Below are 14,117 nucleotides of genomic sequence, written 5' to 3' on the forward strand. Positions count from 1 at the left end.
ATTTTCGCTATTTGAGGGGAAGTTTGATGATAAACATCGTTCCAGCATTGATCACTAAATCGATTGTTCCTTTGAGTTCCACGATGAGTAAATGGATGAGGTTCATCCCTTGATGGCCCGCGTCCCAAATCTTGTCTTTGTTAAATCCGACGCCATTATCTTGGTACCGCAAGATCATCTTATCGCCACTTATATCCAGGTGAATATAAATTGTTTTATTCACCTGTTGATCCTGAAATGCATGCTTTACGGAGTTTGTGATCATCTCATTGATGATAAGTCCGATATAGGTTAACCTATTTGATGGTAGTATGACCTGTTCCATCTCGGAGTGAAAGGCAATCTCCTGTCCCGAAAAAACAATCAGATCTTGCGCAAGGTTATCGATAAAGGAGTTGATATATGCGCCTTGTTCCGAGTCGCGGATATTCAGAAGATCATGTATTTTAGAAACGGTAAAAATACGTGACTGCAAAGTGTGCAATTTATCCTGAATACGTTGGTCGCTGATTTCAAAACTTTGTATGTCGATAAGGCTGGTGATCAGCTGTAGATTATTCTTGACACGATGATTGAGTTCCTGCATCAAGAACGAGATACTTTCTTTTTGTTGCTGTGTCAACTCCAACGACTGGTGTAGCGCCCTATTGGTCTTCGACAGTTCTTCGGTACGCTCTTGGACCATGCGGAGCAGGCGGTGGTTCGTTTGTCGTTGCTGATAGGTTTTGTAGGAAAATCCGCCGGCGATGAGTATTAATACAAACAAAACCAATCCGATCCGGAAAACGGTGGTAGCATACCAGGGAGAACGGATAATAACCGTAATTTCATCGATATCACCCCATAACAACTCGTTGTTGCTTCCTCGTACTTTAAAGGTATAGGTTCCGGGAGAAAGGTTAGTATATGTGGTAGATCGGTCAGATGTCACGGGACGCCACCCTTTATCGAATCCTTCCAACGTAAATTGATACCTGTTTTTTTTGCTCCATAGATAATTTAAGTTCACATAGTCAAAAGTGATAACGTTCTGATCGTGCGAAAACACCAAGGTGTCTGTGTAAAGAATATTCTCTGCTATAGGTCTTCCGAACAGGAGCACATTTTCGATATGCGTTTTTCCTGTATGTGTATTGATAGGGATACTATCCGGGTGAAAAATGTTAAACCCATTCATTCCGCCGAAATAGAGATACCCTAAACTGTCTTGATATGCCGCTTTACCATTGAACTCGTTGTTTTGTAGACCATCATCCTCTGTGTAATTTTTAAATGTTTCGGTATGCTGATCCAATACGGAGATACCGTAATTGGTCGATACCCAGATATTGTTTTTGTCATCCACCTGTACACCGTAGATGAAATCGTTTGGAAGCCCCGTCTGTTTTGTATAGTGGGTTATTTTTCCTGTTTCGGGATGAAGTTTATTTAATCCTTTTGCTGTACCGACCCAGAAATGCTGTCGGTCCTCTGCGATCGCAAACACGCGTTCGTTGGATAAAGAGTCGTAATGAATAACTTTTTTGTTTCTTTTAATTTGATAGAGACCGTTCTCACTCCCGATCCATATATTCCCTTTGCAGTCTACATAACTGGTTCTAGAACCTAGAATGGGCTTGTCCCAAAGACCCACCCGATTCGCTTTTAGATTATGTATGTTGAGCGCATAAATCCCGCTGGCCAACGTGTGGACCCATATCGTATCTGAAGAGAGGGGGGTTATCTGGATGATGTCACGATCCACCATGGGTAAGGGGATGCGATCGAATTTGTCGGTCTGTGTGTTGTAGCGCAAAAGACCTTGGTCATAACCACCTGCCCAAAGTGTGCCTTGGGCATCCTCAGCGAGTGTGTACCCTACATAATCTGTCCGGTAGAGTTTGTAATCGACCGATTTTAACGGATGTTTTACAAATCCAAATTCGGTTGCCATCCATAAAGTGTTTGCCGATCGCAAAAAATTGAATACGCTTATAAAATCCTTCTTGGGAGCATTTCTTGCTTGGATACGCTGCGGTTTGAATTTGGTTTGATAAGGGTGATAATAAAATAGACCTCGTGTTTCCGTCCCCAACCATTTTCCCCCCTGTGTATCTTGCTCATAGGCTAAAACAACGGCTTCCAACTCTTTCCCTCGATGATCTACGAATGTTAATCTTTGCCATTTCCAGTCTTCTGTTACGAGAAAATTTGCACTGGAACCGCTCATCAATAGACAGGTATCGTCCCAAGGATAAATACCGCGGATAACCTGCTCACTTTCTTGCTGCAGTTCTTTTGTATCCCGTGCCCATGTATATAGTCCGTGATCTGTTCCGATGAGGATATCGCCGCTCGGTTGTTTATACAGAACGTTTATCTGTCTCCTCTGTAAAGTCTTTAAATAATCGGTGGCATACAAGGATTTTGATCGAAGGTCTAGTAGATACAAGCCGCTGGCATTTGTGCCTATTAAGTAGTGGCGTTCGTCAAGCGATGCGATACAGGTGACGAAGTCATGTTCGAGTAGTTGTGGAATCGGTAAGGCTTCATAGGTTAATGTATGCCGGTTAAAAAGTAAACAATGACCGGCCGTGCCAATTATCAATTGATTGCCAGACGCGGCATGTAATGCTAGACTCTGTTTGAGGGAAGGTGTGTTTTCAAAATCAAGTTGGTCGGAAAAATGAATAAACCTGCTTTCTGCCAAGAGGTAGGCACAGAGTGCATTCGTATGGGTGGTCATCCAGAGCGTATCGTTTTCGTAATACATCGCCCGGATAAGATCATTCGGAAAATTATTGATTTCTTCCTCGGCAAGCCAGACTTTCATTTGGTAAGCGTTGAAACGGTTCAAGCCATTTTGCGTGCCGATCCACAAATAGCCATTTTTATCAAATTGCAGTGATGTGGCGCCCAACTGGGAGAGCCCTTCCTCCTGTGCGATTTGAAGGACAGCAAGTGTGTCACCCCGCATCGTTTGTGCGTTGCCCGACAACCATGCTGTGACCACCATAAGATACAGGAGGAATAGTTTTCTCATTTCTTTTGCGAAAGGTTAATAATTCTTTCGGATGCTATCCAAAGTTAGGGAAACCATTTTTTGTTACCAATACCCGTTGGTGGGTATTTTTTTGTTTGCAAATTCAGACAGGTTTTTCTAAGTTTATCCAAAACCAAGTGTTTATTATGGAGCAAGAATTAGAAGAAAAATACAAAATCGGAGCGCCGGAGGCATGGGCAACCCCATTATCGGAAGAAGAATTGCTCTCCAACATGGTGGAAAGTAACTTTTCCCAACAACAATATGATGAAGGAAAGGATTATTGTTATTTCCTACGTAAAATTCAATATACCGACGATACACAGAATGCAGAATACAATTGTATGGCTTATAGTGCTCAACAGCCTGGAACACTTGAGTTTGCGTCGGTAAATGAGTTTGTCCTTTATCCATCCGAACACATGGTTTTCCATCGCATTGCCGTACTCCGCGATGGTGTGTTGATCGATAAATTGCCAGATACGACGTTTAAAGTGTTGGATAACGAAGGGGAAAGTTTGGATGGCGTCATCAATAGCTCGAAGAAAATCAATATCAACATTAAGGATGTACGTCTTTATGATATCATTTTGGTGGAAGATACGCGTGTGCTGACCTTCTCTGGTAAAGATTTTTTGCGTAAAGAATTGATAAAGTATGTCTGGTCCAGCCCAGATGTCTATTGGGCTTATGGAAGTTACACATTTGATTTTATTAACAAACGGTCAAAATCAGTGGCTTATAAAAAGCAGTTTTTTAGGGATGAGCGAGCGAACCTATTGCCTATAGAAGAAGGTGTGATCGCACCCGGCGAAACCTTTTCGCTGCGGTATGCAGATTATCTGAATCCGGTCGATGTCAATCGGGAGCTTTTTCCGTTTATTGATTTTAGCACGCAATATACATACGAAGAATTGCTCGGTTTGGTGATTCCTTATTATGAAGCCGCATTGACCGCTAAACCTCTTCCAGAGTATGCCCCCGACCTGATTGCCAAATTGGATGCACTGGGCGACGATATCGAAGCGAAGATCCAGTTGGCGATTGAGTTTGTTCAGAATCATGTCCGTTATATTTATAACGAAGAAGAAATGCATGGGCATAAACCACAAGACCCGTGGGTGACGTATGAATTTAAGCAGGGGGATTGTAAAGCGAAAACCGTTCTACTCAAATGTGTACTTGATTATTTAGGTGTCGATTCGTCGGTTGCATTGGTGAATTACAATGCAGACTATTATTTGAAATACTATTTACCGTCATTGTTCAACTTTAACCATGTCATCGTAAAAGTGCATCATAATGGGAACGATTATTTTGTGGATGCTACCTACCGCGACGAAAATGGTACGCTGGAGAACCGTACGTTTATCAGCTTTCTAAATTATATGGAAATCAAGCCAAATGGTACTTTGCAGCAGCGCGAGCCGTATAAGAGCCCGGATTTTTCTATTTTTGATGAGATTACGCTGGACGTAAAGGACGAGATCGGTATAATTACTATAAAAACGACTTATCGCTATGGTCGTGCAAACGGTATGCGCCGCTACGTGAAGACGACCAATAAGAAAGCCGTGATAGATAATACCAACAATTTTGTTTTCAGTTGTATGGATTTTGTCGAGAGTGAAAATGGAAATGACAAACGTGAGTTGTTTAAAGACGCTTCACTGACGGTCTTAAGTGACGATAAAGTAAATAATATCTTTGTGACGCTGTACACGGCTACCATTAATAAACCTTATTACGTAGGAAATAATGGCCGAAAGTACTTGAAATTCTATGACGGCAACATCTTGAAAAATCACTTAAAGGACTACGTGCTGAAAGATGTGAGTTTCTGGCATTCATATGATCGTGAGCGCTATTCAATAACGATCCGTTCGGATAAGCCGATCGATACAGAAGATCACTATACCAATCGGCAAATGGATGTGCACTATGTGCTGTTTAAGTATAGCTTGAAGAAAAAGATCGATATGTATGGTGCTAGGGCAGAGATTGAATATAGTCCACTGTCTAATGTGGAGGTGCCTATAGAAGATATTGCCGACTTGCGCGACAAGTACGCCGCCATAGGTAAGGAAAGCGCTTTCGGATTAGGCGTGGCAATGGCGAAGCCCGGTTTTTTTGATTCGGTTAGAGCATTGTTTCGCAGTAAGTAGGACGGCTGCTATAGGTAATAAACCGACCTGCTTTTACGCAGCGGATCGGTTTATTTATGGTGTGCAATTATCTTCCAAAATCATCTTCTACCCGAACGATATCCGTTTCGTCAGATGGATTGTCGGCATCGGTGTGCTGCCATATCTCTGCGACCACGCCGTAAGTTTTCAAACCAATCAATCGGTGACGTTCACCTTGAGAGAGACGGATAATATCGCCCTCCTTTAGTTTTTTTAGTTCGTTTTGCTCATCCGTAGCACTGGTAATAATGCCTACCTCGCCTTGTGTGACACGCCATATTTCCGCACGGCGGTGGTGATATTGCCAGGATAATCTTTTTTCGGGAGCAACCACCAAGACTTTAGGGCTTAATTTACCGGCTATTTTAAGATTTTGTATATCCATTCCGTCAAAATAGGTATTGGCAAATTGCTGTGCTTGTTCTTCCGCGATAACAAAGAAACCTCCCCAAGGGCGAGTTTGGTCGATGTGGTCAATAATGAAGCCCTGTACCTTTAGTTGCTCTGCTATTTGACTAAATAATTCGCTTTTATTAACGTATTCTTCTGACATGTCTTTTCTTGTTTGTTAGTAATTGGTGAAGTTAGCTGTTTTCTGGAAATTAAACAATACATGTTTTTAACCTCCTGAACTTTTCTTACATTTGATAGTCGGCAACATGCTTAACAATCCAAAAAAGAAAATCAATGACACAGTTAAAATTTGATAAACAAAACGACGCATTTTTGCAGGCAGTTTCTTTTGTGAATCAAACCAACCAGCATTTGTTCCTAACGGGTAAAGCAGGTACCGGTAAAACCACCTTTTTAAAATACATTCGGGAAAATTCCCATAAAAAAATGGCCATTACAGCCCCTACAGGAGTAGCAGCAATGAATGCAGGAGGAACCACCCTGCATGCGCTCTTTTGGTTGCCGTTTGGAACATTTATCGAAGATTACCCTTTGCAGTGGAACGAACAAGATAGCCATATATATAATAAGAGCCGTTTATTTTCGACCATCAAGCTTACCAAGCAGCGACGCGCCATTTTACAGGAACTGGAATTATTGGTTATTGACGAGGTTTCGATGGTTCGGGCCGATACATTGGATGCTATCGATGTTATTCTAAAATCGGTACGCCGCGATATGCGGCCGTTTGGCGGAGTGCAGATGCTCTTTATCGGCGACTTGTACCAGTTACCGCCTGTTGTCCGCGATCACGAATGGCAGGTGTTGCGTGATCATTATCGCAGTCCGTTCTTTTTTGATGCGAAAGTATTGCGGGAGCACCCACCGGTTATCTTGGAGCTGAGCAAGATTTACCGGCAGAATGACGACGAATTTATCGATCTGTTGAACAATATTCGAAATAACGAATGTTCGGCAGGCGACCTGGAGAAACTGAACGCGCATTATCAGTCCGCGTTTTCCCCGGATGAAGATGAACAATACATTACTCTTACCTCACATAATAAATTAGCGGATGCCATCAATCAGGAACAGCTGGCAACGCTAAAAGGAACCATGCATAATGTACGGGCGGTCGTAAAAGACGAGTTTCAGCAAGGCGCTTTTCCGGCAGATGAAATGTTGCCCTTAAAAATAGGTGCGCAGGTCATGTTTATTAAAAACGATAGTGGAGAAGATCGGAAATTTTTTAACGGAAAGATCGGAACGGTTAAGGAGCTGAATTTGGATCGCCATCAGGTGCTGGTGGGTTTTAATGACGGTTCCGACGATGTGGTGGTCCGGCGGGAGACTTGGGAGAATATTCGGTATAAGTATAACAAAGGCGAAGATAAAATCGAGGAAGAGGTGATGGGGACATTCTCCCAATTCCCCTTGCGGTTAGCATGGGCTATTACCATTCATAAGAGCCAAGGGCTTACCTTTGATAAGGCGGTCATCGATGCAGGTACTTCCTTCGCTGCAGGGCAGGTGTATGTCGCGTTGAGTAGACTAACGGGATTGGAGGGGTTAGTATTAAAATCCAAAATTCCGATGCATTCCATCCGAACGGATGCGCAGGTGGTAGACTTTATGCAGCGTATGATGCCCAATGCGGAGATGGTAAAAGTGCTGGAAACCTGTCAGCGCAACTATCTGGGGCAAATCGTGCTGCAAAGTTTCCGATGGGGTACCTTGGTCGAGAGTGTAGACGAACTAAAGGAATCGCTCGAAAAACGGAATATTGACAGCAAAGAGGTGGCATTGGAGTATTTGGGGAATCTTTCCATCATATTAAAAGAGCAGGAAAAAGTAGCGAATAAGTTCGTTACCCTATTATATACGATGTTGCGTGATAAGGAAGCTTTGGATTATGGCAAAATCTGCGAACGGACAAAAGCTGCGGTAGCTTGGTTCTTGCCCCGGCTCGACGAAGAGATACTGCTCACCATACAGGAACATATCGAAGCTTGGAAAATCAAGAAGCGAACCAAAAAATATGTACAGGAGCTGCGCTCGATATTGTTGGACTTCCGTCGGAAAAAGGAGCAGTTGGCACATTGTCTCACGATTGCCGACATCCTGACGCAAGAAGGCGATCTTTCCCGGCAGGTGCAGACGCTCAGCCAGCCGGAAAAAACAAAGGATGCCGAAATCAAGGAAATAGAAGACGAAGGTGTGGAAAAGGATACCAAATCGATTTCGTTAGATTTGTTTTTGGATGGATTCAGCGTGGACGATATCGCGCAGAAGCGGGGTATGGTCGTGGGCACGATATATGGGCATCTCATCCATTTTGTAGGAAATGAGGTGGAAGCGGAAGACCTCATCGATCGAGCTAAACTAGACGTGCTATTGGATGTATTGCGTAGGCACGAAGGTAAATCGTCTTCGGAGATCAAGATGATACTCGGTGAAGATTATTCGTATCCGGATATCAAGCTGGGGCAAAAGGTGTTGGAAGTGGAGAAAGTGATGAGTGATGAATGATAAGGTTATAAAGTTAACTCGCTAACGTTATAACAAGCTACACAAACAATGAAAACAAATACAAATCGCAAAAGAATGGCTGCGTGGATCGGTGTGCCATTTCAGATGCTAGCGACTATCTTTGCGGGCTATTGGCTGGGAAGCTGGCTGGACGAAAAGTATGCGGTAGAAAAAAGTTGGTGGACGATAGGGCTGACGTTGTTTGCTGTGCTAATTTCGTTATATCAGCTAGTTGTGCAGGTTCAGCGTATGGGGAAGAATAAAAGTAACAACTAAATTTATAACATATTGAAAATGTTAAAAGTCAGCGGGCAATTTGCTTGGAAGCTATTATTGGGAAGCGTATTCGTTTTCGGAGGTGCTTATTTTATACAGGAGTCGGTAGACTTCCGTTTTATAGATAGCAGCTTTGTGTCGCTCTGCATATGGCTATATATTATTACAGTATTGGCTTATGCAATATCGCGTTTGGGAATAGATAGTAATCCGGAACTTGGCGTCTATGCTATCCTAGGTGGTGTTATGATAAAAATGTTGGTATCTCTCGGTATTTTTATCGTTTTTCTGTACGGGTTTAAACCCGAAAATAAGTTGCTGTTAGGGCTGAATTTTTTTTGTATATATTTATTAATGTCATGCTTTGAAGTTATTGTTTTGTTGCGTAACTTGCGGCGCAAAATAAAATAGCTAAAAATATTGTATAGATGGAAATAAGCCACTTTTTAACTTCAGCCAAAATCAGAACTTTCATGATTTTGGGCGTTTTTCTAGCTTCTTTCTCTTCGTTTGCCTCCTCTTTAACTACGACATCTGCACCGGAACAACATGCCGAAACAGCGGGTGAACACGCACACGAGAAGAAAGGTTTTGACATTACAGCGTTTATTTTCCATCACATCGGCGATTCGCACGAATTTACCTTTTTCGGTGGTGATCCAGAGGGTAAAACAAAGTGGGTCGGTATTTATTTGCCGGTTATATTATATACAGAAAATGGGCTGGTAGCTTTTTGTTCCAGCGAATTTGCGAGGAACGACGACGGTACCAAAATCGTCGAGAAAAAAGGGCAAGCTTTCGTTAAATACCACGGTAAAATCTATTACGCGGCAGACCAAGCGAATGAGCATAGTTCATATATTGTGTATGACGAAGAACACCATGCTACTAACAAGCGTCCGTTAGATTTTTCCATCACGAAAAACGTATTCAGTATTTTTCTAGGATTCATCGTATTGATCCTTGTGTTCTTTGCGGTAGCAAGGGGGTATAAGAAAAATGCCGGAAAAGCACCTAAGGGTATACAGTCCTTTATGGAGCCCATCATTCTCTTTGTGCGTGATGAGATTGCGATTCCAAACCTAGGCCACCGATATGAGCGCTTTATGCCTTATTTATTGACGGTGTTCTTTTTTATATGGTTTATGAATATGTTGGGCTTGGTGCCTTTCTTCCCGGGGTCGGCCAACGTAACGGGGAATATTGCCGTGACGATGGTGTTGGCGGTTATCACGCTATTGATTATCTTGTTTAATGGGAATAAATATTACTGGGGGCATATTTTTAATCCGCCGGTACCTTGGTGGTTGAAGCCGCTGATGATCCCTGTCGAGATTATCGGTGTGTTTACCAAACCGTTCGCATTGATGATCCGTTTGTTTGCGAACATTACTGCAGGTCACATCTTAGTCTTGTCTTTGTTGTGTTTGCCGTTTATTTTTAACGCAAGCGCAGTCGCGGGCGGCTCGGTTATATTTACTATCTTTATCAGCTTGATTGAATTGTTAGTGGCTTTTATACAAGCGTTTATCTTTACAATTCTTTCGGCACTGTTCATCGGTATGGCCATCGAAGAACACCACGAACATTAATAATAACAGATTAAGGGATAATTTTTTAACTAATATATTTTAAAACTATGACAGGTACATTAGCCGCAATTGGAGCAGGTTTAGCTGCTATCGGAGCTGGATTGGGAATTGGTAAAATCGGTGGTTCTGCAATGGAATCTATCGCTCGCCAACCTGAAGCTGCTTCAAAAATCCAAACTGCCATGTTGATCGCTGCAGCCTTTATTGAGGCGGTTGCGCTTTTCGCAGTAGTTGTTTCTTTGATCGCTTAATAATAGCCTCAAAAAACACAAAGGGTCAAAAGAACCCGGCTTGGGATTGCCAATCGGGTTCTTTTATTCATACACAATAGTTAAAAAGAAAAACTTTAAACGTTATACATAGCATAATAATATGGATTTATTAATTCCCGAAATTGGTCTGATTTTTTGGCACACCATTAGTTTCTTAATCCTGTTATTTTTATTGGGTAAATTTGCTTGGAAGCCGGTGCTGAAAGCAATTAAAGAAAGAGAAGAAAATATCCAAAATGCGCTGGACTCTGCAGAAAAGGCAAAATTGGAAATGGCTCGTCTGACTAATGAAAATGAGCAGTTATTAAAGGAAGCACGCGTGGAGCGGGATAATATCTTGAAAGAAGCAAAAGAGCTTAAAGATAAGATTGTTTCGGATGCTAAAACAGAAGCACAAGAATCCGGTAAAAAGATTTTGGATCAGGCGAAAAGAGAGATCGAAGAGCAGAAAAACAAAGCATTAGCAGAAGTTAAAAATCAAGTCTCTTCCTTATCTTTGGATATTGCCCGTAAAGTTTTAACAAAAGAATTCGAAGATCAGGCTAAACAGGACGCTTTCGTAGGCGACTTGTTGAAAGATGTAAAATTAAACTAACGGGTTGTTCAGGTTTTAAATTAAAAATATGTCAATTTTTACAGTTGCATCCAGATACGCTAAATCTTTATTGGATCTAGCACAGGAACAAGGACAGTTAGATGCCGTGAAAGGGGATATCGACGGTGTGATTTCGGTTTTGAAGTCTAACTCCGAGCTGTTGGCTGTTCTTAAAAATCCGATTATCAGCGGTGATAAGAAGCGGAATATCCTGTCCTCCATTTTTGAGGGGAAAACCAATCCCATCATTCTTTCTTTCTTCTATATATTGGTGAACAAAGGACGAGCAACCATCTTATTGGATATTGCGCAAGAGTTTGTCCGGGAATATAACGAAGCAAAAGGCATTGTGAAGGCGTCCGTGACGTCTGCGACAGCGCTTTCAGAGGCAAATCTTGCAGAGCTTCAAAAGATCATTACGGAAGAAATCAAAGCGGCTGTTGTACTGAAAAATATCGTCGATCCATCCTTAATCGGTGGTTTCGTGGTGCGTGTAGGTGATAGACAGATTGATGCAAGTATTGCTGGTAGATTGAATAAATTAGAAAAGCATTTTGCAACACAAGGCGTATAGTCCTTGGTATTGAATTGGAAATAGAATCAAAAACCCCTTATAATAATAACAATGATAGAGGTAAGACCAGATGAAGTTTCGGCAATCCTTAGAGAGCAATTGTCGGGCTTTAAATCAGAAGCCGAACTAGAGGAAGTGGGTACCGTACTTACCATTGGTGACGGTATTGCTCGTATATACGGCTTAACTAAAGTTCAGTCCGGTGAGTTGGTTGAATTTGATAATGGATTAGAAGGTATCGTATTAAACTTGGAAGAAGACAACGTGGGTGTCGTTCTTTTGGGTTCTTCCGATGAAATTAAAGAAGGAGATACCGCGAAGCGTACCAATCGTATTGCATCTATTCAGGTAGGTGAAGGTATGTTAGGGCGTGTGGTAAATACGTTGGGTCAGCCGATTGATGGTAAAGGACCTATTGCAGGAGAGACGTACGAAATGCCGATCGAGCGTAAAGCGCCGGGTGTTATCTACCGTCAGCCTGTAACGGAGCCATTGCAAACAGGTATCAAAGCGATCGACGCTATGATTCCAGTTGGTCGTGGACAGCGAGAATTGGTTATCGGCGACCGCCAAACGGGTAAAACCGCGGTGTGTATTGATACCATTTTAAATCAAAAAGAGTTTTACGATGCAGGCCAGCCTGTATTCTGTATATATGTTGCTGTTGGACAGAAAAATTCAACCGTGGCAAATATTGTACGTGTACTGGAAGAGAACGGAGCGATGGCTTATACGGTTGTTGTGGCGGCTTCTGCTGCTGATCCGGCTCCGATGCAATTCTACGCGCCAATGGCGGGTGCAGCTATCGGAGAATTTTTCCGTGATACCGGTCGTCCGGCATTGATCGTTTACGATGATTTATCTAAACAAGCGGTAGCTTATCGCGAAGTTTCCTTGTTGTTGCGCCGTCCACCGGGCCGTGAGGCTTATCCGGGTGACGTATTCTATCTACACTCCCGTCTATTGGAAAGAGCAGCGAAAATCAACACGTCAGATGAAATCGCCCGTAACATGAACGATTTACCGGAGTCTATCAAGCACTTGGTAAAAGGTGGTGGTTCATTGACAGCACTTCCGATCATTGAAACCCAAGCGGGTGACGTATCGGCCTATATCCCGACAAACGTAATTTCGATTACCGATGGGCAGATTTTCTTGGAATCTAACTTATTCAACGCAGGTATCCGTCCGGCGATTAACGTTGGTATCTCGGTATCACGTGTGGGGGGTAACGCACAGATTAAGCCAATGAAGAAAGTATCCGGTACGTTGAAACTAGACCAAGCGCAGTTCCGTGAACTGGAGGCGTTTGCTAAATTCGGTTCGGATTTGGACGCGGCTACGAAAGCGGTGTTGGATAAAGGTATCCGTAACGTGGAAATCTTGAAACAAGGACAGTATTCACCGGTTTCTGTAGAGAAACAAGTAGCGATTATCTATGCTGGTACAAAGGGACTACTTCGTTCGGTTCCTGTAGATAAAGTTCGTCAGTTTGAGGAAGAATATTTGACACAATTAGAGCAACGTCATCCAGAAGTTTTAGCAGGTTTTAAAGCCGGTAAATTTACAGATGAGTTAACAGATGTATTGGAAAAAGTAGCTAGCGAATTAGCAGCAAAATATTAGTAAACACGCACAATACGTACTACTAAAGAGAAATGGCAAATTTAAAAGAAGTAAGAAGCAGGATTAGTTCGGTAACATCAACGCAACAGATTACCAAAGCCATGAAAATGGTGGCTGCGGCGAAATTGAAGCGTGCTACAAACGCTATCGTACAGTTACGCCCTTATGCCAATAAATTAAGGGATATTCTGGCGCAAGTTTCTGCTTCTGTCGAAGGGAATGATTCGCCCTATACACAAGATCGTCTTCCTAGAAGGGTATTAATTATCGTATTGACATCTAACAGAGGTTTGGCTGGTGCATTTAATGCTAATGCCATTAAGACGGCGAATAATTTGATTTTCGATAAATATGCAGAACAACACGCCAAGGGTAACGTAAGCGTTATTGCTATCGGTAAACGCGGACATGATTTCTTTCAGAAGCGCGGTTTTAACGTTATAGGAAACTATAATGAACTGTACAGTGATCTTAATTTCTTAAACGTATCCCAGGTGACGGATTATGCGATGAGCGAATTCAGAGCTGGGAACATCGATAGGGTGGAGGTTGTGTATAATGAGTTTCGCAATGCAGCGGTTCAAATATTGACAACAGAACAGCTGTTGCCGTTGGTGCCTCAAGATAAGCCGGAAACAGCAGTAACAGCAGAAACGGACTATATTATAGAACCCTCTAAAGAAAGAATTATTGAAGAGCTTATTCCTAAAGCTATCAAAACGCAGCTATATAAGGCGGTTTTAGACTCTAATGCTTCCGAGCATGGAGCACGTATGACAGCGATGGACAAAGCAACTGAAAATGCAGGCGAACTCTTAAAACAATTAAAATTGTCTTACAATCAAGCAAGACAAGCAGCGATTACGACAGAGTTGACAGAAATTGTCTCCGGCGCCGCCGCTTTATCAAATGGATAAGGTATAAAATACAATCATTAAAAAAGGGAATCTTTGCAGGTTCCCTTTTTTGGTATTAGCTTATATGCCATCTATTTTATGTAACTTTGTGACCTCATAAATAAGAACAGATCGGAATGCGGGCAAAGAAATCCC

12 protein-coding genes are annotated in these 14,117 nt (G+C 42.3%); 10 read left to right on the forward strand and 2 right to left on the reverse strand.

Features of this window, described 5'->3' with window-relative positions:
• Positions 1-7: 7 nt before the first annotated feature.
• Complete coding sequence (locus tag H8B17_RS16075; protein ID WP_190310253.1) at positions 8-3,022, reverse strand: ligand-binding sensor domain-containing protein; 3,015 nt, start codon at positions 3,020-3,022, stop codon at positions 8-10.
• 146 nt (positions 3,023-3,168) lie between these two features.
• Here H8B17_RS16075 and H8B17_RS16080 point away from each other — a divergent pair, with 146 nt between their 5' ends.
• Positions 3,169-5,187 (forward strand): hypothetical protein, encoded by a 2,019-nt coding sequence (locus tag H8B17_RS16080; RefSeq protein ID WP_190310254.1) that lies wholly within the window; start codon positions 3,169-3,171, stop codon positions 5,185-5,187.
• 67 nt (positions 5,188-5,254) lie between these two features.
• Here H8B17_RS16080 and H8B17_RS16085 read toward each other — a convergent pair whose 3' ends face one another.
• Positions 5,255-5,761, reverse strand: coding sequence for a cupin domain-containing protein (locus tag H8B17_RS16085; protein WP_190310255.1), 507 nt, complete (start codon positions 5,759-5,761; stop codon positions 5,255-5,257).
• A 134-nt stretch (positions 5,762-5,895) separates the two neighbouring features.
• On the opposite strand from H8B17_RS16085, the gene H8B17_RS16090 reads away from it, so the two are divergent.
• The 9 genes from H8B17_RS16090 (at position 5,896) to atpG (ending at position 13,982) form a co-directional block, all read left to right on the forward strand.
• A complete protein-coding gene (locus tag H8B17_RS16090) occupies positions 5,896-8,130 on the forward strand; it encodes a helix-turn-helix domain-containing protein (protein ID WP_190310256.1) in 2,235 nt (744 codons plus the stop codon).
• Positions 8,131-8,178: 48 nt separating this feature from the next.
• Positions 8,179-8,406 (forward strand): AtpZ/AtpI family protein, encoded by a 228-nt coding sequence (locus tag H8B17_RS16095; RefSeq protein WP_190310257.1) that lies wholly within the window; start codon positions 8,179-8,181, stop codon positions 8,404-8,406.
• Between the two features lie 18 nt (positions 8,407-8,424).
• Positions 8,425-8,817, forward strand: a complete 393-nt coding sequence (locus H8B17_RS16100; RefSeq protein WP_190310258.1) for a hypothetical protein — start codon at positions 8,425-8,427, stop codon at positions 8,815-8,817.
• Positions 8,818-8,834: 17 nt separating this feature from the next.
• Positions 8,835-9,998, forward strand: coding sequence for a F0F1 ATP synthase subunit A (atpB, locus tag H8B17_RS16105; protein ID WP_190310259.1), 1,164 nt, complete (start codon positions 8,835-8,837; stop codon positions 9,996-9,998).
• A 47-nt stretch (positions 9,999-10,045) separates the two neighbouring features.
• Entirely contained in the window at positions 10,046-10,249 is a 204-nt protein-coding gene (atpE, locus tag H8B17_RS16110) for an ATP synthase F0 subunit C (RefSeq protein WP_105727133.1), read from the forward strand.
• 121 nt (positions 10,250-10,370) lie between these two features.
• On the forward strand, positions 10,371-10,865 hold the full coding sequence (locus H8B17_RS16115; protein WP_190310260.1) for a F0F1 ATP synthase subunit B: 495 nt from the start codon (positions 10,371-10,373) through the stop codon (positions 10,863-10,865).
• 28 nt (positions 10,866-10,893) lie between these two features.
• Positions 10,894-11,439 (forward strand): F0F1 ATP synthase subunit delta, encoded by a 546-nt coding sequence (locus H8B17_RS16120; RefSeq protein ID WP_190310261.1) that lies wholly within the window; start codon positions 10,894-10,896, stop codon positions 11,437-11,439.
• 51 nt (positions 11,440-11,490) lie between these two features.
• Positions 11,491-13,065, forward strand: coding sequence for a F0F1 ATP synthase subunit alpha (gene atpA / locus H8B17_RS16125; protein ID WP_190310262.1), 1,575 nt, complete (start codon positions 11,491-11,493; stop codon positions 13,063-13,065).
• A 32-nt stretch (positions 13,066-13,097) separates the two neighbouring features.
• Positions 13,098-13,982: an ATP synthase F1 subunit gamma gene (gene atpG / locus H8B17_RS16130; protein ID WP_190310263.1), complete on the forward strand. Its 885-nt coding sequence runs from the start codon at positions 13,098-13,100 to the stop codon at positions 13,980-13,982.
• The last annotated feature ends 135 nt before the right edge of the window (positions 13,983-14,117 follow it).

Origin of the sequence: Sphingobacterium arenae (genome assembly GCF_014692505.1) — a bacterium.
Taxonomy (GTDB): Bacteria; Bacteroidota; Bacteroidia; order Sphingobacteriales; family Sphingobacteriaceae; genus Sphingobacterium; species Sphingobacterium arenae.

Bases quoted from the DNA above. Each gene is read 5' to 3' on its own strand.
- H8B17_RS16075 (WP_190310253.1), bottom strand. From the start codon at position 3,022: ATGAGAAAACTATTCCTCCTGTATCTTATGGTGGTCACAGCATGGTTG.
- H8B17_RS16080 (WP_190310254.1), top strand. From the start codon at position 3,169: ATGGAGCAAGAATTAGAAGAAAAATACAAAATCGGAGCGCCGGAGGCA.
- H8B17_RS16085 (WP_190310255.1), bottom strand. From the start codon at position 5,761: ATGTCAGAAGAATACGTTAATAAAAGCGAATTATTTAGTCAAATAGCA.
- H8B17_RS16090 (WP_190310256.1), top strand. From the start codon at position 5,896: ATGACACAGTTAAAATTTGATAAACAAAACGACGCATTTTTGCAGGCA.
- H8B17_RS16095 (WP_190310257.1), top strand. From the start codon at position 8,179: ATGAAAACAAATACAAATCGCAAAAGAATGGCTGCGTGGATCGGTGTG.
- H8B17_RS16100 (WP_190310258.1), top strand. From the start codon at position 8,425: ATGTTAAAAGTCAGCGGGCAATTTGCTTGGAAGCTATTATTGGGAAGC.
- atpB (WP_190310259.1), top strand. From the start codon at position 8,835: ATGGAAATAAGCCACTTTTTAACTTCAGCCAAAATCAGAACTTTCATG.
- atpE (WP_105727133.1), top strand. From the start codon at position 10,046: ATGACAGGTACATTAGCCGCAATTGGAGCAGGTTTAGCTGCTATCGGA.
- H8B17_RS16115 (WP_190310260.1), top strand. From the start codon at position 10,371: ATGGATTTATTAATTCCCGAAATTGGTCTGATTTTTTGGCACACCATT.
- H8B17_RS16120 (WP_190310261.1), top strand. From the start codon at position 10,894: ATGTCAATTTTTACAGTTGCATCCAGATACGCTAAATCTTTATTGGAT.
- atpA (WP_190310262.1), top strand. From the start codon at position 11,491: ATGATAGAGGTAAGACCAGATGAAGTTTCGGCAATCCTTAGAGAGCAA.
- atpG (WP_190310263.1), top strand. From the start codon at position 13,098: ATGGCAAATTTAAAAGAAGTAAGAAGCAGGATTAGTTCGGTAACATCA.